The organism is Vibrio sp. JZG10, from assembly GCF_054064075.1.
Window position 1 is genome coordinate 47,231 of sequence record NZ_JBSUGE010000022.1, and the last position, 21,091, is coordinate 68,321.

General features: G+C 44.6%; 19 protein-coding genes. 11 read left to right on the forward strand and 8 right to left on the reverse strand.

Going from position 1 to position 21,091, the window contains the following annotated elements; all coding sequences use genetic code 11:
- Position 1 precedes the first annotated feature (1 nt).
- Positions 2 to 667 (reverse strand): DUF2982 domain-containing protein, encoded by a 666-nt coding sequence (locus ACWYVB_RS20130; protein ID WP_048625698.1) that lies wholly within the window; start codon positions 665 to 667, stop codon positions 2 to 4.
- 273 nt (positions 668 to 940) lie between these two features.
- Here ACWYVB_RS20130 and ACWYVB_RS20135 point away from each other — a divergent pair, with 273 nt between their 5' ends.
- From ACWYVB_RS20135 to ACWYVB_RS20160, 6 genes are all read left to right on the forward strand, one after another.
- Complete coding sequence (locus ACWYVB_RS20135; RefSeq protein WP_005394736.1) at positions 941 to 1,345, forward strand: hypothetical protein; 405 nt, start codon at positions 941 to 943, stop codon at positions 1,343 to 1,345.
- Positions 1,346 to 1,760: 415 nt separating this feature from the next.
- Positions 1,761 to 2,852: a TRAP transporter substrate-binding protein gene (locus ACWYVB_RS20140; RefSeq protein WP_074191503.1), complete on the forward strand. Its 1,092-nt coding sequence runs from the start codon at positions 1,761 to 1,763 to the stop codon at positions 2,850 to 2,852.
- 115 nt (positions 2,853 to 2,967) lie between these two features.
- Positions 2,968 to 3,507, forward strand: coding sequence for a TRAP transporter small permease subunit (locus ACWYVB_RS20145; RefSeq protein ID WP_047009966.1), 540 nt, complete (start codon positions 2,968 to 2,970; stop codon positions 3,505 to 3,507).
- A 12-nt stretch (positions 3,508 to 3,519) separates the two neighbouring features.
- Positions 3,520 to 4,806 (forward strand): TRAP transporter large permease, encoded by a 1,287-nt coding sequence (locus ACWYVB_RS20150; RefSeq protein WP_005394731.1) that lies wholly within the window; start codon positions 3,520 to 3,522, stop codon positions 4,804 to 4,806.
- A 151-nt stretch (positions 4,807 to 4,957) separates the two neighbouring features.
- Positions 4,958 to 6,313, forward strand: a complete 1,356-nt coding sequence (locus ACWYVB_RS20155) for a cache domain-containing protein (RefSeq protein WP_005394729.1) — start codon at positions 4,958 to 4,960, stop codon at positions 6,311 to 6,313.
- On the forward strand, positions 6,306 to 6,944 hold the full coding sequence (locus tag ACWYVB_RS20160) for a response regulator (RefSeq protein WP_005394727.1): 639 nt from the start codon (positions 6,306 to 6,308) through the stop codon (positions 6,942 to 6,944). Before ACWYVB_RS20155 ends, ACWYVB_RS20160 begins: the two co-directional genes overlap by 8 nt.
- 40 nt (positions 6,945 to 6,984) lie before the next feature.
- Here ACWYVB_RS20160 and ACWYVB_RS20165 read toward each other — a convergent pair whose 3' ends face one another.
- On the reverse strand, positions 6,985 to 7,461 hold the full coding sequence (locus tag ACWYVB_RS20165; RefSeq protein WP_031780419.1) for a MarR family winged helix-turn-helix transcriptional regulator: 477 nt from the start codon (positions 7,459 to 7,461) through the stop codon (positions 6,985 to 6,987).
- A gap of 387 nt (positions 7,462 to 7,848) precedes the next feature.
- Between ACWYVB_RS20165 and ACWYVB_RS20170 the strand changes: the two genes are divergently transcribed.
- Both ACWYVB_RS20170 and ACWYVB_RS20175 read left to right on the forward strand, forming a co-directional pair.
- A complete protein-coding gene (locus ACWYVB_RS20170; protein WP_005394723.1) occupies positions 7,849 to 9,420 on the forward strand; it encodes a BCCT family transporter in 1,572 nt (523 codons plus the stop codon).
- 230 nt (positions 9,421 to 9,650) lie between these two features.
- On the forward strand, positions 9,651 to 11,534 hold the full coding sequence (locus ACWYVB_RS20175) for a methyl-accepting chemotaxis protein (protein WP_012841645.1): 1,884 nt from the start codon (positions 9,651 to 9,653) through the stop codon (positions 11,532 to 11,534).
- Positions 11,535 to 11,604: 70 nt separating this feature from the next.
- On the opposite strand, the gene ACWYVB_RS20180 is transcribed toward ACWYVB_RS20175, so the two are convergent.
- Entirely contained in the window at positions 11,605 to 12,324 is a 720-nt protein-coding gene (locus ACWYVB_RS20180; RefSeq protein WP_084742328.1) for a 3'-5' exonuclease, read from the reverse strand.
- A gap of 8 nt (positions 12,325 to 12,332) precedes the next feature.
- Positions 12,333 to 14,222 carry a DUF294 nucleotidyltransferase-like domain-containing protein gene (locus ACWYVB_RS20185; RefSeq protein ID WP_005396868.1) on the reverse strand — a complete coding sequence of 630 codons (1,890 nt, stop codon included), beginning with the start codon at positions 14,220 to 14,222 and terminating at the stop codon, positions 12,333 to 12,335.
- A gap of 317 nt (positions 14,223 to 14,539) precedes the next feature.
- On the opposite strand from ACWYVB_RS20185, the gene ACWYVB_RS20190 reads away from it, so the two are divergent.
- Positions 14,540 to 15,181 carry an outer membrane beta-barrel protein gene (locus tag ACWYVB_RS20190; RefSeq protein ID WP_005396869.1) on the forward strand — a complete coding sequence of 214 codons (642 nt, stop codon included), beginning with the start codon at positions 14,540 to 14,542 and terminating at the stop codon, positions 15,179 to 15,181.
- 87 nt (positions 15,182 to 15,268) lie between these two features.
- Here the strand turns inward: ACWYVB_RS20190 and ACWYVB_RS20195 are convergent, their stop codons facing one another.
- The 3 genes from ACWYVB_RS20195 to ACWYVB_RS20205 all read right to left on the reverse strand — a co-directional run bounded on the left by ACWYVB_RS20195 (position 15,269) and on the right by ACWYVB_RS20205 (position 17,566).
- Positions 15,269 to 16,459, reverse strand: coding sequence for an amino acid aminotransferase (locus tag ACWYVB_RS20195; RefSeq protein WP_150919038.1), 1,191 nt, complete (start codon positions 16,457 to 16,459; stop codon positions 15,269 to 15,271).
- 331 nt (positions 16,460 to 16,790) lie between these two features.
- The gene (locus ACWYVB_RS20200) at positions 16,791 to 17,090 is read right to left on the reverse strand and encodes a hypothetical protein (RefSeq protein ID WP_005396873.1); all 300 of its coding nucleotides are present in this window, start codon (positions 17,088 to 17,090) and stop codon (positions 16,791 to 16,793) included.
- A gap of 245 nt (positions 17,091 to 17,335) precedes the next feature.
- Positions 17,336 to 17,566 carry a hypothetical protein gene (locus tag ACWYVB_RS20205; RefSeq protein ID WP_005396877.1) on the reverse strand — a complete coding sequence of 77 codons (231 nt, stop codon included), beginning with the start codon at positions 17,564 to 17,566 and terminating at the stop codon, positions 17,336 to 17,338.
- Between the two features lie 259 nt (positions 17,567 to 17,825).
- Here ACWYVB_RS20205 and ACWYVB_RS20210 point away from each other — a divergent pair, with 259 nt between their 5' ends.
- Together ACWYVB_RS20210 and ACWYVB_RS20215 are read left to right on the forward strand one after the other, a co-directional pair.
- Positions 17,826 to 19,247 carry an aminotransferase-like domain-containing protein gene (locus ACWYVB_RS20210; RefSeq protein WP_395189560.1) on the forward strand — a complete coding sequence of 474 codons (1,422 nt, stop codon included), beginning with the start codon at positions 17,826 to 17,828 and terminating at the stop codon, positions 19,245 to 19,247.
- A 106-nt stretch (positions 19,248 to 19,353) separates the two neighbouring features.
- Complete coding sequence (locus tag ACWYVB_RS20215) at positions 19,354 to 19,572, forward strand: hypothetical protein (protein ID WP_012841649.1); 219 nt, start codon at positions 19,354 to 19,356, stop codon at positions 19,570 to 19,572.
- A gap of 101 nt (positions 19,573 to 19,673) precedes the next feature.
- On the opposite strand, the gene asnS is transcribed toward ACWYVB_RS20215, so the two are convergent.
- Positions 19,674 to 21,074: an asparagine--tRNA ligase gene (asnS, locus tag ACWYVB_RS20220; RefSeq protein ID WP_046876186.1), complete on the reverse strand. Its 1,401-nt coding sequence runs from the start codon at positions 21,072 to 21,074 to the stop codon at positions 19,674 to 19,676.
- Positions 21,075 to 21,091: the final 17 nt, after the last annotated feature.

Consider the following 21,091-nt stretch of genomic DNA (forward strand, 5'->3'; position numbering starts at 1 on the left):
ATTATTCTGGCTCGGCGGCAGCTAAGTATCGCCGAGTCAGTCCCACAAAGTCCTCAGCCTCACGATCTAGATCACTTGCTGATATAAATAGATCGTAGCCGTAAAATCCTCTTTGATATTTCATACGGTTGGCGAGCATCGCCAGCAAGCCTTTATACTCAACCCCGTTGCTGTTTATGTATGGCTTAGGATCAAGCACCATATCTTCAAACTTTTCTTCACACTGATTCTGCTTCGCACCTAAATAAAGTAGTGCGCGTTGGCTAAGGAGAATTTCTGTCGCTATACGAGGGCAGATCGAATCCAAATAAGGTGAGTAGTGTTTTAGACGAATACCAATCCAAGGTAGCGGCTGATGCCACCCTTCCTGCTGGTAGCTACAAATCCCTATTGACTCAATATTTCTCCATCGGACGACCCATCCGCCTTTAAAAAGATGTTGTTGGAAGTGAGAAGCTGTCAGCGTAAAAGTGACTTGGCTTTTTTTGATCATCAAGATGGCGAAACCAACAATTGCAGACATCAAAATGACCGACAACATGGCTTGCTTCCATCCCGGAGAAATGACAACCAAAAACAGGGTTATCAGTGCAACGAGCAACAAAAGTATTCTGTTGATAGGGGAGTCGGGTTTGAAATGTGAATTTGTTAGGTGCAGCGTTTCCATGCTTATAACCTCATCGAATACTTGATCAAAAATGCGTGGATGACTAAATGTGCATTGACTTGCATTTGAAATAAAAGAAACCTCTGTTTTTATACCCAGTATTCAATAAATCCGTTCATAAAATATCTGATTAAATAGTAGACGTTCTATGCTTTGAGCGCATTTTTCATCGCGTTTCGCCGCTAAAACCTACAAATTGCTTGTGAATTTTGGTATAAAACGCGCTTCAAATTTTCATCCCTGCTGAGATGCAGTGAACTGGAGAAATATTCAATGAGACTTGCTCATAAGCGTAAAGTGCAGATGAAACTGCAAAAACGCATTAAAGCGACAGTAGCAAACTTAGCTGCAGCACCTAAAGCAGTGAAGCCTGTTGCCGAAAAAGCAGTAGCACCTTCTGTTGCTGAAAAAGCTGTTGCGGAGAAAGTAGTAGCTGAGAAAAAAGTAGCTGCAGTGAAAACAGTTGATGTTGCCCTTACTCCTAAGCAACAACAAGTATTAGACATCGTTGTAGCAAATGCTGAAGGTATTAACCCTAAAGGCATTGGTCTAGCTGCAGGTCAAGAAGATACTAAAGCGGCATCATGGGCTACTGGCGCACTGAAGAAGCTTCTTGAAGAAAACCTAGTTCAAAAAGAGCAGTTAGCAGGTAACAAAGTTATCTACAAAGCAGTTTAATTACCGCTACCGTTCTAGATTGAATACCTCGGCCAATGCCGGGGTATTTTTTTTATCTTCGTATTGAAAGTAATCCATTAGGTATTGATTTTAACGCTGCCAATAAGTGCTTTGTCACATTTTCTTAAATACTATGTAAATTTTTTGGCAGAGAAGTACGTACGTATCATTTTTCTTTTTACATCGTTAAGGGAAAAGTAACTCATTAATTTCATGATGGTTAAACTTGTTGCATAACAGCTGTCCTACGTAGTTATACGTAATACCTAAGGCTAGTGTCTTATTGATGAATTACTCGCTTCCGTGTTCATGCCCATTTCGCATTCGACAACATTGTTACATCTTTTATACCGAATACAGCCAATCCTAATGAAATGGATGACAACAATAACCTTGGTGATAAAGGACGTGAACGATGAGTCTAATCCAAAAATCTTTAAAACGAGTGCTCAAAACAACCGCTGTCGTTGCCGCGATGACATTCGTTGTGACTTCTGCAAATGCTGCTGAAAAAGTCTATCGTTTAAAGCTTGCTGAAACTTGGGGACCTAACTTCCCTATTTTTGGTGATGCGACAAAAAACATGGCAAAAATGGCAGAGGAGATGTCCAACGGGCGTCTGCAAATCCGTATTGATTCCGCAAACAAGCACAAAGCGCCTTTTGGGGTGTTTGATATGGTTAAGTCTGGTCAATACGACATGGGCCACTCGGCGTCTTACTACTGGAAGGGCAAGGTTCCAAACACACTTTACTTCACTTCTATGCCTTTCGGTATGCTACCAACTGAGCAGTATGCGTGGTTTTACTACGGCGGTGGTATGGAGCTGATGGAGAAGGTGTACTCTCCACATAATTTGATGTCTTTCCCTGGCGGTAATACCGATACTCAGATGGGCGGGTGGTTCCAGAAAGAGATCAAGTCCGTCGAGGATTTGCAGGGTTTGAAAATGCGTATCCCTGGTTTTGCTGGTGAGATCTTGGCAGAGTTAGGTGCAAAACCAACGAATATCGCCCCTGGTGAGCTATATACCTCTCTAGAGCGTCGCACAATTGATGCCTTGGAGTGGGTTGGTCCATCATTGGACTTGCGCATGGGCTTCCACAAAATCGCGCCATACTACTACACAGGTTGGCATGAGCCAGCAACTGAGCTTCAGTTCCTTGTTAATAAGCGTACTTGGAACCGTCTACCTGATGATCTAAAAGCGATTTTGCAAGTAGCAATGAAAACCGCCGCTTACGATATGTACACGCAATCGAAACACGAAAGTGGCAAAAACTGGGCATCTATCAAATCTGAATACCCAAATGTTGAAGTCAAAGACTTCCCGCCTGAAGTAGTGACTGCATTGCGAGAAGCAAACGACCGTTTGTTGAAAGAGCACGCAGAAAAAGATGCTTTGGCGAAAGAAATTCAAGAGTCGCAAGCGAACTACATGAATCAAGTTCGACCTTGGTCAGACATTTCACACCGAGCTTACTTAAACAGTCAAGCTCAACAATAACGTTATGACGCAGGCGATGCCGAGAGGTTTAGCCTGCGAACGAAGCCCAAGAAAACTTCATAATGAATGCTCCGCACCATAGCGGAGTGTATCCAAACGTTCCACGGAGTTCGGAATGAGAAGTCTTATTTATATTGAGCGATTATTTAACCGCTTTAGCGATTTTCTCGGATGGTTGTCCAGCATCCTGTTTATTTTATTGTTGGTGAATGTGGTTTACGACGTTGTGATGCGATATGTATTCAACGATGTATCCATTGCATTCCAAGAAATGGAATGGCATCTATTCTCCGCCGTATTTCTGCTTGGTGTGCCTTACGCGATTAAGTCTGGTGGCCATGTTCGCGTCGACATTTTTTATGAACGCTTATCTTACAAAGCACAATCCATCATCGACATCATAGGCACGCTATTTTTCTTATTCCCTTTTTGCCTACTGGTGGCTTGGTTTGGTGTTGATTTCGCCAAAGAAAGTTACGCGCTAGGCGAGACGTCTGGTGACCCAGGCGGATTGCCATATCGTTGGATCATCAAGGCGATGATTCCGCTGTCATTTTTCTTTATGGCAGTCAGTGGCATTGGACTGCTGCTGCATTCGATCAACAAGATTGTTAACCCTCATCTTATCTATGCCGGTAATAACGGTAAGTCGTAAAAGGAAGTCATTATGATCGGTATAGTGATGTTTTTTGTCGCGCTCTTTGCGCTTTTATTGGGATTCCCCGTTGCCTTTACTTTTGGCGGTATTGCACTGATTTTTGGTGTTTGGGCTGAAGGCATCGAGATGTTTGCTTTCATGCCATATCGTATTCAATCCATTATGGAAAATACGGTGCTAATGGCCGTACCATTGTTTGTCTTCATGGGACTAGTACTTCAGAAGACGAAGCTTGCAGAGCAACTGCTTGAGTCGATGGGACGTCTGTTTGGCGGCGTCCGTGGTGGTATTGCTATTTCGACAGTCTTAGTTGGCGCATTACTTGCCGCGTCAACGGGCGTAGTCGGCGCATCGGTTGTTGCTATGGGGTTGATCTCATTGCCTGTGATGCTTAAATACAATTACGACAAAGGCTTGGCGTGCGGGACTATTTGTGCGTCTGGTACCTTGGGACAAATTATCCCGCCTTCTATCGTGTTGATCTTGTTAGGGGATGTACTCGGCGTTCCGGTCGGGGACTTATTCCAAGCTGCAATCTGGCCCGGTATCACGCTCGTCGGCGCCTATGTTATCTACATTCTTATTTACGCGAAGTTGAATCCTCAAGCCGCACAGGCGATAGAGCGCGATGAGTCGATCAGTCGAAAGCAAGAAGTGTTCACCGCGCTGAAAGCCGTTTTACCGCCACTAGCACTGATCATTGTGGTATTGGGCTCCATCTTTGCTGGGATTGCAACGCCAACAGAGTCAGCGGCTCTGGGCGGCGCTGGTGCGATAGTTCTGTCGTTACTGTATAAGCAGTTTAGTTGGTCGATGATTTATGATGCATCGAAAGAAACCGTTAAAGTAACCGCAATGGTCTTTGCTATTTTGCTAGGGGCAACCGCCTTCTCAATGGCCTTTACCTACACCGGCGGTGATTATCTAGTCGAAGAGTGGATGTTAGAATTGCCTGGAGAAAAGTGGGGCTTCCTCATCATTACCATGGTGGTGATTCTGATTTTAGGCTTCTTTATCGACTTCGTTGAAATCTGCTTTATCATCGTGCCAATTATTGCGCCGGTCGCTGAGTTGATGGGTATCAACATGACGTGGTTTGCGATTCTTATCGCAATGAACTTACAGACATCATTCCTAACACCGCCATTTGGTTTTAGTTTGTTCTATCTAAAAGGCGTCGCACCAGCAGGTGTCACTACGCGAGATATTTACAAAGGTGTGATGCCGTTTATCGCGATTCAAATTGTCGTGTTGGCTTCTTTGCTGTTTTTCCCAGGCTTTTATGGCATGAGTTGATCACTCGATAATAAAAGAGATTTTGTGAACTGAGAGTTTTTACCTTTTGAGACAAGTTGTTAAGCTGCTATTTATGTCTAGGCGGACGAAGTCGAGTTATTTGTGCTGCTAAGATAGTGAGCTGTAAAGCAGCGTTTCATGGAGGAAAGGGATGCCTCTCAAAGCAAAGTTAATTCTGCTGACATTGATACCCGTGGTATTGGTGTCAGCGAGTATCAGTTGGATTTCTATCTATCAAACCAAGACTCTTGGCAAAAGGGAGGTAGAGATCTTTCATCAAAACCTGATCCAATCAAAAGAGGCGGCGCTCAAAGACACGGTCGACGTCGCCTTTGACTCCATTTCTTATATCTACAACGATCCAACCTTAGAAGAGAGCGTTGCTAAAACACGCGTGAAAGCGATTTTAAACCGTTTAAGCTACGGAGCAGACGGCTACTTTTTCGCTTACGATAAATACGGTACCAACCTTGTACATCCTGTTCTCCCAGAGCTAGTCGGGGAGAACTTACTCTATCTTGAAGACGAGAATGGCGATCGTCTAATCGAAGCTTTGTTGTATCAAGCTCAATCAGGTGGTGGATTTCATCAGTACCTGTGGCAAAAGCCATCTACGGGTGAGGTCGTCCCAAAGCTTAGCTACGCCGCATGGCTCGATAAGTGGGAATGGATGATAGGGACAGGGCTCTATATTGAGGACGTCAGTCAAGAAGTTGCCAATATGCGTGCTGCGGTGAACAAAAATATCGAAACGACTTTTTTCTCGGTCGTCGTGATCTTAGCGGTGACCGTTGCTGTAATTATCGTTCTCACTTTAGCGATCAATTTGCATGAACACCGTCTTGCCGATAAAAACCTTAAAGAGTTGGCACATAAAACCGTTATGTTTCAAGAGGATGAGAAAAAGCATCTAGCGAGAGAGTTGCATGATGGAATCAACCAGTTGTTAGTTTCTAGTAAATGTCATTTGGATTTAATGAGTCATAGACTGGAAGACGAAAAACTCAAATCCCACTTAGACAAATCGCAACGCTCATTGGTCACCGCGATAAATGAAGTAAGGCATATTTCTCATCAACTTCGCCCTAGCGCCCTCGATGATATCGGCTTAGAGGCGGCACTGACCACTTTACTGCAAGACTTTCACTCTCACTCTGGGATCGATATCGAGAGTAATTTTGATACTCAGCAGTACAAACTGACGTCGGAGGTCGCGACGACCTTGTATCGTGTTGCTCAAGAGTCTTTGAACAACATCGAAAAACACGCAAGAGCGAAAAAAGTGACGGTTACTTTGCAAAAAATGGGCAATATGCTGCAATTACTCATACGTGACGACGGTGTTGGCTTTGTGGTTAACCAAGCAGTGCACCAACAAGGGATTGGGTTAAGGAACATGCAAGAGCGTGTAGAGTTCATTGGTGGTGAGTTTGAACTGATGAGTGAGCTTGGTTTAGGAACAGAGATTACCGTGCTGCTTAATTTGGATGAATTAGTTTATGGATAAACCGATTAGTGTGGTGATTGTTGATGATCATCAAGTGGTCTTAGATGGCTTCATGGCTCGCTTGGAGTTAGAGCCTGACATTGAAGTGGTCGGTACGGCAAGCAATGGGCTGGAAGCGATTGAAGTCGCAAAGCACCTTCAGCCTGATGTCATCTTGATGGACATTAGCATGCCGATAATGAACGGTATTGAAGCGACTGGGGTAATTAAAGAAGAGCGACCAGAGAGCAAAATACTTATGCTGACCATGCACGATAACCGTGAATACATCATGAAGGTCATGCAAGCTGGCGCAGTAGGGTACATGCTCAAGGAAATCTCGGCCGAGAAAATGGTGCAAGCAATAAAAACGGTGAATCAAGGTTCAACGTATTTCTGTGAGTCTGTCACACAAACGCTTTTTACCCAAGAGGTGGTGCCAGCCACTCAAAAAACGAATCCACTTAGCCGCAGGGAAGAAGCGGTGCTTAAATTAGTCGCTCAAGGAAACAGCAGTAAGAAAATCGCCACACTACTTAACATTAGCTACCGAACGGTAGAGACGCATCGCCACAACATTAAGCACAAGTTGGATTTACATTCGACGGCGGAGCTAGCGAAATATGCGTTTGAAACAGGGTTAACGGAGTAGGAGAGTAGTGCCCGCAAAAAGCGAGCACGTGAGAGCGAAATTAATCGACTTTTGTAATGCTGCCAAGCTCTAGCATTGGAGCGACATCGATATCCTCTGCATTCATCATTGTTGAGATGCGTTGAACGGAAGATAGCAGCAGAGACTGCTCCCATTCTTCCAATTTTTGGAATCGATTAATGAAGTGTTCCTGCAATGGCGTTGGTGCTTGCTTTAGGGCTTCTTGGCCTTTGCTCGTAAGTACAGCATGCACTTTACGCTTGTCTTGAACACTGCGTTGACGCTCAACAAACTGGCCTCGTTCTAGTCTATCTAGAATGGTCGTTGCGGTCGCTTGGCTCATGTTAGTGTGGCTAGACAACTGTTTAATCGTTACGTTATCTAACTCATTGATAGCACGCATCAAAATCAACTGTGGAGCGGTCAATCCAGACTCTTTGCTCAGCTTTTTAGAATGTAAATCAATAGCGCGGATGATCTGACGAATCGAGACCAATACTTCTTCGTACTTTTCCAATTTATTCATCCAGTCTGTAGGGAACATTTATCGAGGCGACACTAACTTAAATGCGCCCTTATTTAAAGGGGTGGAATCAAAAATTACCACTACAATTTTAAGTAGTGTCTCCAATTTCATTTTGTCGCGTCGTGTAGACAAAATAAGAAGACCTAAAATTATTATAGCAATAAATGTTTGTGGTCTAACTATTGCGCTAGTGGTTTATCCTTTTAAAGGCGGAAATTGCTGAGTGAAAAGTAAGTTATTGGATTTTTTCATAGCAAAAAGATAGACAAAAACGTGTCAAATGATAGGATCTTGCGCCTTCACGGAATGTAAAACGTATCGTGTTCGAAAGATTTTTTTGTTTGGTACGTAAAAACAGTACAAAAATAGAGAGGAACGATGACAAAGGGTATAGATAAGTACAGTATCGATAGTACCGACTATACGGTAGGTCAAGACAACGTTCAAAAATGGGGTTTTGATGTTCATAACCCAGTTTTTGGTATTAGTGCAGGTTTAATTGCGCTGTTTCTTGTCGCTGCATTAGTTCTAGATGCACATACCGCAAAGACGGCACTTGATGGGCTGAAATGGAAGATCATTGGTTCATTCGATTGGTTGTTCATTATTGCAGGTAATATTTTCGTTATTTTCTGTTTGGCACTTATCGTTTCGCCAATGGGTAAAATCCGCCTAGGTGGTAAAGACGCTGTTGCCGATTACTCGTTCATGTCATGGCTTGCAATGCTATTTGCGGCTGGTATGGGTATCGGTTTAATGTTCTGGAGTGTCGCAGAACCTGTCGCTTACTTCACTGGTTGGTATGAAACGCCACTCGGTGTTGAAGCAAACACACCAGAAGCAGCGAGATTGGCACTGGGTGCGACGATGTTCCACTGGGGTCTTCACCCATGGGCAATTTACGGTGTTGTAGCACTTTCTTTAGCATTCTTTGCCTACAACAAAGGTTTACCGCTTTCTATGCGCTCGATCTTCTACCCGCTTCTGGGTGATCGCGCGTGGGGCTGGGCTGGTCATATCGTGGATATCTTGGCCGTTCTTGCGACCTTGTTTGGTCTTGCAACGTCACTGGGCTTAGGTGCACAACAAGCGGCAAGTGGTATTCATCACGTATTTGGTGTTGAGCCAGGCCTGGGCCTACAAATCGTCGTCATTACCGTTGTAACTTTGCTTGCTGTTGTTTCAGTCGTACGTGGTATTGATGGTGGCGTTAAAGTCATTAGTAACATCAACATGGTTGTGGCGTTCTTGCTACTGATTCTTGTTGGTCTTATCGGTTGGGCGGCGAGTCTAGGCTCGATTCCAACCACACTTATGGCATACGTAGAGAATATTATTCCGCTAAGTAACCCGTTTGGCCGTACAGATGAGGCATGGTTCCAAGGCTGGACAGTATTCTACTGGGCTTGGTGGATTTCATGGTCACCATTCGTAGGTATGTTCATTGCGCGTGTTTCTCGCGGTCGTACCGTTCGCGAATTCATTACAGCCGTTCTATTGGTTCCAACCGCTGTTACTGTTGTTTGGATGTCAGTATTTGGTGGTCTAGCGATCGAGCAAGTTGTTGATAAAGTAGGTGAGTTGGGCACGAATGGTTTGACTGACGTTTCACTTGCTATGTTCCAAATGTTCGATGTTCTTCCATTTGGTAGCATGCTTTCAATCATTGCTGTTGTGTTGGTACTTGTGTTCTTCATCACGTCTTCTGACTCTGGTTCACTTGTTATCGACAGCATCACAGCGGGCGGTAAAGTCGACGCTCCTGTACTTCAACGTGTTTTCTGGGCATTTATGGAAGGTGCAATTGCGGTTGCTCTACTGTGGATTGGTGGCTCAGAAGCAGTTCAAGCGCTTCAGGCAGGTGCAATTTCTACAGCACTACCGTTTACCTTCATTCTGCTTGCAATGTGTGTGAGCTTATTGATGGGTATGAGAACAGAACGTCAATAACTCAGGCATTTTATAAATCTGTCTGAGTAACAAGTAATCAAAAGGCCAGCATTTTGCTGGCTTTTTTTGTGCGGTTTTTATGACGGTGAGACAAAAAAATGACACATGAAAGTTCATATTTTACAAAGAGTTAATGTGCTATTTTGTTTTTTAAAAATTAGTGAATAGTCGTGAAAAAGTGTGTAATATTCACACACCTTAACTGTTCTCCCAACTCAAAAACTATAAATATGAAATTATCATTAAAACAAAAGCTTATTGGCGCAAGCCTTTCTGCTGTTGTTGTGATGGCAACAGCACTTACTTGGTTGTCGGCTGGTCAATTATTTGATCAGACTCGTTCAGGTGTCTATTCACGTGCGCAAAGTCTAAGTACTACTGCGTCAGAAGGAATTTCTGATTGGGTCAATATCCGTAAAGATATTGCTACCGCATTCAACGACTACTCGACAGAGCAAGACGTTGTCCCTTTCCTACAACAAGCTCGCAAGGCTGGTGGCTTTGATGACATCTTCCTTGGTACACCAAACGGTGATATGTATCGCTCTCACCCTGAGCGTAACCGTGCTGATTACGACCCTCGTACTCGTCCTTGGTACAAAGATGCTAACGCCGCAGGTAAGCAGATCATCACAGCTGCATATCAAGATGCAATCACTAATGCGCTGCTTGTAACCATTGCTGAGCCAGTAATGAAAAATGGTCAGTTTGTTGGTGTTGTTGGTGCAGATGTACTGATCGATCAGCTCATCAGCGACGTGATTAACCTAGATGCAGGTGAAAACGCGCATGCGATGTTAATCGATATGAACGAAGGTACGTTCCTAGCGCATCCTGATAAAAGCTTAACGCTTAAGCCTATCACCAGTGTTCTAAAAGACTTTTCAGAAGAGGCAATCGAGCGCGCTGCAGATGAAGGTCGTATCGAAGATACGGTAATCAAAGGCAAAGAGAAGCTTTACTACTTTAATAAAGTACCTGGCACGCATTGGATGTTCGCGATTGAAATGGATCGCGCAACGGAAGAAGCAGGGCATGCGGTATTGCTACGTGACCTATTGATCACTGCAGTGATGATCACCATTGTGGTTATTCTTGCGGTATCTTGGTTGGTTGGTTTCTTGTTCCGTGACTTGAGCCGCGTATCAAATGCACTTGAGGAAATTGCATCTGGTGAAGGTGACTTAACGCAACGACTAGAACCACGCAGTGATGATGAAGTCGGTAAACTGGCTGAAAACTTCAACCGCTTTGTTGGCAACATGCACACGATGGTGACCAAGCTTAGCCACGTATCATCTGCGCTTTCAGAGCAAGCACGCACGACGGCACAGCAAGCTGAAGAGCGTAGTCAGCGTATCTCTTACCAGCAAGATGAAATCAACATGGTTGCGACGGCTGTGAACGAAATGGCTGCAGCGACACAAGAAATTGCAGGTAATGCAGATAGCACGGCAAGTAACTCAGAGGAAGCGGTTCAAGCTTGTTCACACGGTTCTAGCCAAGTGACTCAGACGCAAGGTTCTATCCAGAACTTGGCGCAAGAAGTTCAAGTTGCCACTGATGTGATTCAAGAGCTAGAAGCACACGGAAATAGCATCAATACGATTCTATCAACGATTCAAGGTATTGCTGAGCAAACTAATCTACTTGCACTTAACGCGGCAATTGAAGCGGCACGTGCAGGTGAACAAGGTCGTGGCTTTGCTGTGGTTGCGGATGAAGTTCGCGTATTGAGCCAACGCACTCATGCTTCAACGCAAGAGATTCAAGAAACTATCGAGATGCTACAGGGCACAACAGCGAAAGCGGTTGGCATCATGGGTGATAGCCGTCGTCTGGCTGACACCAGTGTTGATGATGCAAACGCGGCTGCAGCGAGCTTGACGCAAATCCATACTGCTGTTGAGCGCATCAGTGACATGGCAACGCAGATTGCATCGGCGGCAGAAGAGCAAGCATCGGTAACAACCGAGATCACGCGTAATACTGAAGGCATTCGTGACGTTTCTAACGAGCTGTCGGTAGAAGCTCATCAAGCAGCAGAACAAGCTGCCCACCTATCTGAGCTTTCACACGAATTAGAGCAAGAGATTCAACGCTTTAAGCTGTAATCGGATACCGACCTAAATAAAAAGGAGCCATTTGGCTCCTTTTTTGATCGCTTATTAAGCTAGAAAGACGTTATAGCCAGAACTCACTGATCGGTTGCTCGTCGCTATAATGATGGGCGATTTGCGCTTGTAGCAGTTCTGCCGTAGCAATTGCATCGGTTAATGCGTGGTGAGGGGTATAGTCTGGCAGACCATAACGGCGTCGAGATTGCGCTAGCCGAACCGATTCTGGCTTTTTCCCTTTTAAACGCTCCCAGAGTGAGCCAGAGCGTTTCTGTTGAATGGTTTCTTCAAGATGCAGCGTATCTATCACTGGAAACTCAATTCCTTCCCCTAAACGGCTTTTGAGTGCTTTATCCAGAAATTCTCTCTCGATACGACGATAATGCACAACAATGATTTTTCCGCTTAAGCATGGTAGTAGCTCGCTTAAGATGTCGCCCAAGTCAGGTGCATCGATCAATTCACTGTGAGTAATACCATGTATGATTACCGAGTCTTCATCGAGTGCTCGCTGCGGGCGAACTTTCCAATGACGCGAATTGCGCAAAAAAATCCGCTTCAAGTTAAACGGCACTAAACCAATGGTAATGATGTCATGTTTCTCGGGATTCAACCCCGTCGTTTCGAAATCTAGCGCGACGAACTCCACCTCAGACAGCGGGGTCTCTGGTGCAGGTGGTTTATTGCTATAAAACGCAATTAAATTCTCATCTTTAGCCATCTCCAACTTTTGTTCAAATTTCGTTGGCCACTGAATGGTTGGCTTCTGAAAGAGCTTTTTGATCATGTTCAACCTCACTTAAAGCTCTTATTCGCTTGGTAGCGGAACTTAAGGAAGTTCTGCCCATTGCTTAGGATTTGGAAAGCATCTTTTAGGTTGCGACGTTCAAATTCAGAGAGATTTTCTGGTTCGATATTGTTATCTGGGTCAATGCCTAATTCCACGTCCGTCGCTTGGTGACGAATACGCACCATGGAAATAAACTCTAGTGCGTCTTTTAAGTCTTGTGCACGACCTTTTGGCAAAATGCCAGCATCAATGATGTCGTCGAGACGCTCAAACGAGTTCTGTGCACGTGAACCAACCGCCAGAGAGTGAACACGAATTAAGTCGACCAGAGGAGCCGTACCGCGACGTTTGAGGTTGATGGAGTTGTTGTGTCTGCCATCTTTCTCCATCACAAAGTCTTTAAAGAAGCCAAGTGGCGGCGTTCGGTTAAGTGCGTTGCGAGCCAGACAGGCTAAGAAGCGATTGTTTTTACGCGCACGACGAACAATAAAGCTGGTTAATTGTTCTGCCCATTTTAAGCGACCGTAAACGCCATCCAAATCGAAAAAGATGGATGCGTTGAGTAGCGCTTTCGGGTTCGGGTTATCAATCCAGTCAGCGAAGCACTCTTCCCACTCTGAACGAGTCATGCGCCATAATGGGTTGGTTGCCATAATATCGCCCGTACAATACTTGTAGCCACAGGCATCTAATCCATCACTGACGTATTTCGCTAAAGCTTCGAAGTACTTACCATGTTTCTCTTCTTGGTAGGTCTCATCTAGAATGATGGCGTTATCTTGGTCAGTCACCAACAGTTGCTCATCACGTCCCATTGAGCCAAGTGCAAGGAAACAATAAGGAATTGGTGGTGGGCCAAGCTCTTCTTCAGCCATTTCTAACAGACGCTGTTTGAAGCTTCGACCAATCACGGACATCGCACTGCCCACCATGTGTGAGTTGGCATCTTCGTTGACCAGGCGTACAAAGCTGCTTTTTACTTCTTCAGCAACAACTGCCAAATCTTCGATGGTCTGTTGTTGGAAAATGCTGCTCACCAATAAGAGCGAGTTTTGTGATTCATAACGAACAATGTCGGTTGTTTCGATAATACCAATAGGTAATTGGTTTTTAACCACAGGCAGATGGTGCACGTTGTAACGCAGCATGGTTAACATTGCTTCATAGATGTAGGCATTGTGATCAAGAGACATGACTTCAGTGGTCATCACACTTGATACATCGTCCTGTGGAGACAAGCCTTCGGCTAACACACGGGTACACAAGTCACGGTCAGTAATAATACCAAGTACCGGAGACTGTGGGTCATCTTCGTCACGAACGAAATCTGGATCGACGATAAGCAGAGCAGATACGTTGTCATTCGCCATCTGCTGCGCGGCTTGCTGGATTGTCTGTCCTCGATCAATCGTATGAGCATCGCCAGTCAGCAAGGTTTTCACTTTCGATGTCGTCAGGTCATTGGCATCTTTGTTTTCTGAAATGGCTTGGCGTAAACGAGCACTATTTTCCACTTCGACAAAGTCCGCAAAGGAATCAAAGTTGTCGTATATCTCTTGGAAAACGTCACCAGGAATACAGTAGAGCAGAGTATCTTCAATGGCTTTTACCGGAAAGCGTACTTTGTTGTTGGTTAGCATTCCCATCTGGCCAAATAGGTCACCTTCATCAAGACGGTTATAAAGCTCTCCTTTGCGTCGATAAACTTCTACGACCCCGCTTCGCACCACGTAGAGATCTTGGATATAGTCTCCAAAATGGATAATTGGGGTATCTTCTCGGTAGTACGAGATCTCGACACTCTCTGTCACCTTGTTTAGTGTTTCTTCAGGGAGTTCATTGAACGGGGGGTACTTGGCGAGAAAGTTATAAATCTCGAGAAGTTCTGCATCCATCGAAGGTGCCTTTTAGTTCGCAAATAATAAAGTAATCTTAACTTAGTTTTAAAACAGAGTCTTATCTGAACCTTGATTTTCGTGCTCAGTCATAAGATTCTGACATATCGCACGATAAGGAATCGGCATTTCTACTACTATATAGTCACTTAAAAGGTGAGCGGACGTGGTCGATATATTTGGGCCAATGCTTGATTTAGAGGCATAGCAGATTTCAAATCGTTACTGCGTCTGTAAACTAAGTTATTTTTGTTGAACTAAGCCACTCAAGATGATTTGGGGGCGGTGTTTAAATAATTCTCATGAAAGGAAGTCGAATGGTGAGAAGTTTATTGCTTGCGTCTTTAGCTGCTTTGCCAGCAGTAACTAGCGCGGCGGTCATGGACCAAGCAGAAAAATTTGGGTATGAACACATTCACCTGGATGTGGGTGCCGGAACCACAAATGAAGAGTGGTTAGATAATTCGAACGCGACCACAATTGGGCTCGGTGGTAATTACTTATTTACTGAGAACTGGTTGTTTAATGTCGATTACTCGGCGCAGTTTTTCCATCCGGACGACTTTACTCTTCGCATTGACCGTTTGTTGTTTGGTGGTGGTTATCGTTATGGGATTACGGATCAATTCGATATCTACGGTAAATATGGAATAGGTGCAATCAAAGCGAAAGCGACGGACGACAAAACGGATAATACGTTATCTTCAGATAGCGAATTGCTTCAAGCCGTCACCGTTGGGGTGAATTACTTATTCAGTGAACAACTTATTGCGACGGCCGAGGTGGAAGTTAACCGCAGTGATATCGTCGATGAGAACAATTTTAAGATAGGTTTTAACTACCAGTGGCATGATGTTATTGGTACCGGTCTTTTTTATCAGTTTAGAGATACCGATTACAGCGGTGAAAGCTCTGATTATGTCAATGAAGTGGGGCTGAGTTTGAAGTTTGTCTACTAGCGGACCGGTTCATTTATTGGCAATAAATAAAAACAAAAAGGTCAGCTTATGCTGACCTTTTCTTTTAATAAAGTATGCGACTATCGATTATAAAACCGCTGCAATGCCTTTACACAGAGGGCCCATATTTGACTTCGTCATACCAGCAACACTGATTCGGCCTGAACCGACGATGTAAATACCGAACTCTTCTTTCAGACGGTTTACTTGCTCTTTAGATAGGCCAGAGAAAGAGAACATACCATTTTGACGTTCGATGAAGCTAAAGTCTGCGTCCACACCTTCTGATTTTAGTGTCGCTACAAATAGTTCACGCATCTCTTGGATACGGTCACGCATTTCTGCTACTTCAGCTTCCCATTCCGCACGCATTTCGGCGTTGCCAAGAATGTGAGTCACGACCGCGCTGCCGTGCGCAGGTGGGTTAGAGTAGATAGAGCGAATAATGGCTTTAACTTGCGAAAATGCGGTTGTTGCGACTTCTTCTGATTCCGCTACTAACGTGAAGGCACCAACGCGTTCGTTGTAAAGGCCAAAGTTTTTCGAGAACGAGCTCGCGACTAGGATTTCTTTGTTGTACTTAGCAAAAGTACGAAGACCCGCCGCATCCTCTTCCACGCCTTTAGCAAAGCCTTGGTATGCGAAGTCAAATAGAGGAAGCAATTTCTTCTCTGCGACTAGTTTCGCCAATGTTTCCCATTCTTCAGCAGTTGGGTCGATACCTGTAGGGTTGTGGCAGCAGCCGTGTAGAAGCACGATGTCACCTTCAGATGCAGATTGCAGATCGTTTAGCATTGCATCGAAGTCTTTATCTTTTGTTTCTGCGTTGTAGTAGCTGTATTGTGCCGTTTCGATACCAGCGGCAGTAAATACGCCGTTGTGGTTTGCCCAAGTAGGGTTGCTGATCCAGATTTTTACATCGCCAAGTTGGCGTTTAATGAACTCACCAGCAACACGTAATGCACCAGTACCACCTGGAGCTTGAGCTGTTTTAGCGCGTTTTTCGTTTACAATTTCTGCATCAGAGCCGAAAAGCAGTTTTTGTACTGCAATGCCGTACTCAGCTGTGCCTTCGATAGTTAGGTAAGATTTGGTTTTTTCAGTTTCAACAAGTGCTGCTTCAGCTTTCTTTACTGTTGCAAGAACGGGGGTTTCGCCTTGCTCGTTTTTGTAAATACCTACGCCAAGGTTAATTTTGTCTGCGCGAGCATCTTTTTTAAACTCTTCAGTAAGGCCAAGAATAGGGTCAGCCGGAGCGGCAACTACTTTTTCAAACATAATCTTCATCCATGTTAATCGAAGGGGTGTGCTAACATTTATACCTTTCAGCAATATTGGTTACAACCGTTACTGAAAAGAAAACCTAAAAAAGTTGCGATTTGAAACAGAATTCTAACATAACTAAAGTTTTTGCCATGAAAACGTTTGGTAGGCACAGAGTTTGAAGGGGATTTATACCATGGTTGATGAAGTTTTGTTCACGTACCAATCGTTTGACTTCAGTGCTTTGCGTTAGTGATTTACGTGGAGTGGCGGTTACTAGTTGAGACAAAAACGCCCCACTAAAGGTGGAGCGTTTGCTTGTAAGAAGTATAGAGGCCGATTGATGTTATTTCTTCAGATCGATTTCAGACTCAACCGCATTGGTTTCGATGTCTGGATTAGAAGAAAGCTTCTCAGTCGCCCAGTCGTTCATATGCTTTAAGATTGCTTTTAACGCGTGCTTCTCTGTTGGGACTTCCGCTTTTTCGACTTCAAGCTTTTGTTTCGGGTGTGTGCCCGTCGCATCTTCCGCTACGTGTAGCCAATCTGGGTGCCAATAATAAGGTTGGCCGGAAGGTGAACTCCAAGAATGTACGCCGTTGGATTCACCTTTGTATTTAATGTCTTCTTCGTTGTATTTCGCCATTATTGTTTTCTCTCATAATCCATGAGTTGAGGTGTGCATCACCATTACTATCTAAATGTAACAGATGTAATGAAAATTAATGTGATAACTATCGACTTATTTTGTCATTCGATAGCTACAGACGATGCGTACTTCTCATTCAGAAGAATTTACTATTTGGCAGGTTTTGGCTTTATCTGCGTTTAAAGCATACGACGATGGATTCGTCTGCCTAACGCTATTCTTGAACGGTGATAGAGCCTAAACTACTCGTCATTCAAGTGTTTGAGAATCGCCGCTTTTGCATGCTCTTCTGTCGCTGCTTCTCCGTCAGGGACTTCAAGGTCAGCCTTTTTGTGTTCACCCAAAGCATCTTCAGCGATATGCAACCAATCAGGATGCCAGTAATAAGGGGTTGTGCCGCCAGGATGGTCCCAGCTATGTACACCTTTATGTTTCCCGCGATAAGAGAGATCGTCCATTGTAAATACTTTCATCGCTTCCTCCCGGCTTAAAAGATAGATGTCTAAGTGGATTTAACACTCTCAGCTCCGTGGAATGCCTTGCTTTTCGGACAAGGCAAAGATTTAAGACCACTCGGACGTATCAGTAAAAGTATGGAACATAAATTCTCACTTCGTCGTCGAAATTGCTATTAACAAGCTTGATAAATTACGTTGCTAAATTGACTACTGCCATATCAGAATGCTGGCGCGAAGTATGCTATGGTGCGGCTGCAAGTGAAACGAGGGATACATGAATCGATACCGTCAATTGGCCGAATTGTTTAAGGCACAAATTCAGCAAGATACTTGGAGAGCAGGGGAGAAGCTGCCTTCAATACGCGTCACCAGCCGCAATCATTCCGTAAGTGCAGGTACGGTATTACAAGCCTATCAATTGCTAGAGGCGCAAGGCTGGGTGATAGCAAAGCCTCAATCTGGTTACTATGTGACTGCCGAGCTTGAACGTCTCACCAATACGAATGGAATTAAAAGCAACAATACGCCATGCACTAAGTTGAATGATGAGTTGTATTCGTTTTTGAAGCACCAAGCAACATCGGATATTGTTCATTTAGGCTCGGCGTTTCCGGATCCGTGTTTGTTTCCTTTAGAGTCGCTTAACCGTAATTTGGCCAGCTCGGGACGAAAAATGGGGCCGGATAAGTTGCTAGACAACCTACCTCCTGGTGCTGAGTCGTTAAGGCGACTCGTCGCTCAGAGGTATATTCATCATGGGATATCACTAACCCATGATGATGTGGTTATTACTTCCGGTGCGCTAGAAGCATTGAACTTGAGTTTGCAAGCGGTCACCCGACCAGGTGATACCGTCGTTGTCGAAGCCCCAACGTTTTATGGCGCACTTCAAGCGGTAGAACGGTTGGGGCTCAAGGCTATAGAAATCAGTGTCGATGATGAGAGTGGGCATTCGCTTGAACAAATCGAAGCAGCTTTTGCCAATGAAGATGTTCGGGCTTGTTGGTTAATGACGAACTTTCATAATCCAACCGGGGCTTCTTTGTCTGATGAACACAAACGATACATTGTTGAGTTCGCCAATCGATATGATGTGTATCTCATCGAAGACGATGTGTACTCTGAGCTGTATTTTTCTGACAAAAGGCCGAACTCATTAAAGAGCTTTGATGAGCAAGAGCGTGTCCTTCATTGTGGTTCTTTTTCTAAGAGTTTATGCCCCGGATACCGCTTGGGTTGGGTGGTGAATAAGCGTTTTAACGAGACTATTCAAAAGCTCCAGTTAATATCGACATTATCTGGGAGTGCCCCTATTCAGCAGGGGGTTGCACATTACTTACAAAACGACAGTTACGACAACCACCTGAGAAAGCTGCGTAAGACACTGCAACAACGTCAAGCTGACTTCGTGGATTTACTTGTAAAGCACCTACCTAAAGAGGTTACCTATCAACGTCCTGATGGTGGTTACTTTCTTTGGCTGAAATTGCCAGATGGAATATCAAGTAAAGCGGTATATCAGGCACTATTGTCTGAGCAGGTTACCGTCGCTTATGGCAAACTCTTTTCGATAAGTGATCAATACGAAAACTATTTAAGACTGAATACATCGCTTCCTTTAGAAACGAGTTTGGAACGTGCTATCAAAAGGTTAGGTGATTTGCTTCGCGAATTACTCAGAATTGAAACTCATTAAACTGCTTAGTGTTTTTTTGCTCCAACTGTATCAGCGCCATTTTTGAAAATTATGCTTCAATCATTATTCAGGTCGACAGACCTTGGACGATTAAGCAGGATTTAAGATGAAAAAGCAGTTGGTTAAACATGAGTTAAGGTTAATCGCCGTTGCTATTTTTAGTGCGTTTTTACTGGTATTTGCGCATCTCATTTTGGCGAAGTCTTTCTCTCATATGGCATGGACAGAGTACACCGCGGCCGTGATCCCTTTCGTAATGTTTGGCTTATGTATTGTGGGCGTAAAGTATGCTGAAAAAGCGGACAGAGATAAGGAAGAAGACTAACTCAAGCTTGAGTTACTTAGGAGATGGTATTGACGGTTGAGCACAAAATAAAAGACCTCCACTAGGGAGGTCTTTTCCAATTCTGTCTCACTAAAAAGTGATTAGAAGTTCGCAGAGCGAGGCGTACGTGGGAATGGAATCACGTCACGAACGTTGCCCATGCCTGTTACGTAAGATACTAGACGCTCAAAGCCTAGACCAAAGCCTGCGTGTGGCACTGTGCCGTAACGACGCAAGTCGCGGTACCAGCTCATGTGCTCAGGGTCGATACCCATTTCGCGCATACGTGCATCCAGTACGTCTAGACGCTCTTCACGCTGAGAACCACCGATGATTTCACCGATGCCAGGTGCTAGAACGTCCATTGCCGCTACCGTCTTACCATCATCGTTCATACGCATGTAGAATGCTTTGATGTCTTTCGGGTAGTTCTTAACGATTACCGGCGCTTTGAAGTGCTCTTCCGCTAGGAAACGCTCGTGCTCAGATGACATATCGATACCCCACTCAACTGGGAATTCGAACTCACGGCCAGAATCCAGCAGGATTTGGATCGCGTCAGTGTAGTCAACTTGTGCGAAGTCAGAAGAAACAAAGTTCTCTAGACGGCTAACGGCTTCTTTGTCGATGCGCTGAGCAAAGAACTCAAGGTCATCGCGACGCTCTTCAAGTACTGCTTTGAATACGTACTTAAGCATGTCTTCAGCCAGTTTCGCAACGTCGTCCAGTTCTGCAAACGCAACTTCAGGCTCAACCATCCAGAACTCTGCTAGGTGGCGGCTTGTGTTTGAGTTTTCAGCACGGAAAGTAGGGCCGAAAGTGTAAACCTTACTTAGTGCACAAGCGTAAGCTTCCGCGTTTAGCTGACCAGATACCGTAAGGAAAGTTTCTTTACCGAAGAAGTCTTCGTTGTAGTCTACTTTGCCAGCGTCTGTACGAGGTAGGTTTTCCATGTCTAGCGTAGAAACGCGGAACATTTCACCAGCACCTTCAGCATCTGAGGCAGTGATCAACGGCGCAGATACCCAGAAGTAACCTTGCTCGTGGTAGAAGCGGTGGATCGCTTGAGATAGGCAGTTACGGACACGTGCTACCGCACCGATTACGTTTGTGCGCGGACGTAGGTGCGCTACTTCACGTAGGTATTCGATAGAGTGACGAGTTTTTGCCATCGGGTAAGTTTCTGCGTCTTCAACCCAACCAACCACTTTAACACCAGTGGCAGCAAGTTCGAAGTCTTGGCCCTTTGCAGGAGATTCAACAATCTTACCAGTTACTTCAACAGAGCAGCCAGTCGTTAGCTTTAGTACTTCGTCTTCGTAATTATTAAGATTATTTGGGACCACGGCCTGAATCGGGTCGAAACAAGAGCCGTCATATATGGCAAGGAAAGAGATTCCAGCTTTGGAATCACGACGTGAACGGATCCAGCCACGAACAGTCACTTCGCTGTCTACTGCTAGCTGACCTTTCAATACGTCTGATACAGGCGCGTAAGTCATGTTTTCAATATTCTCCA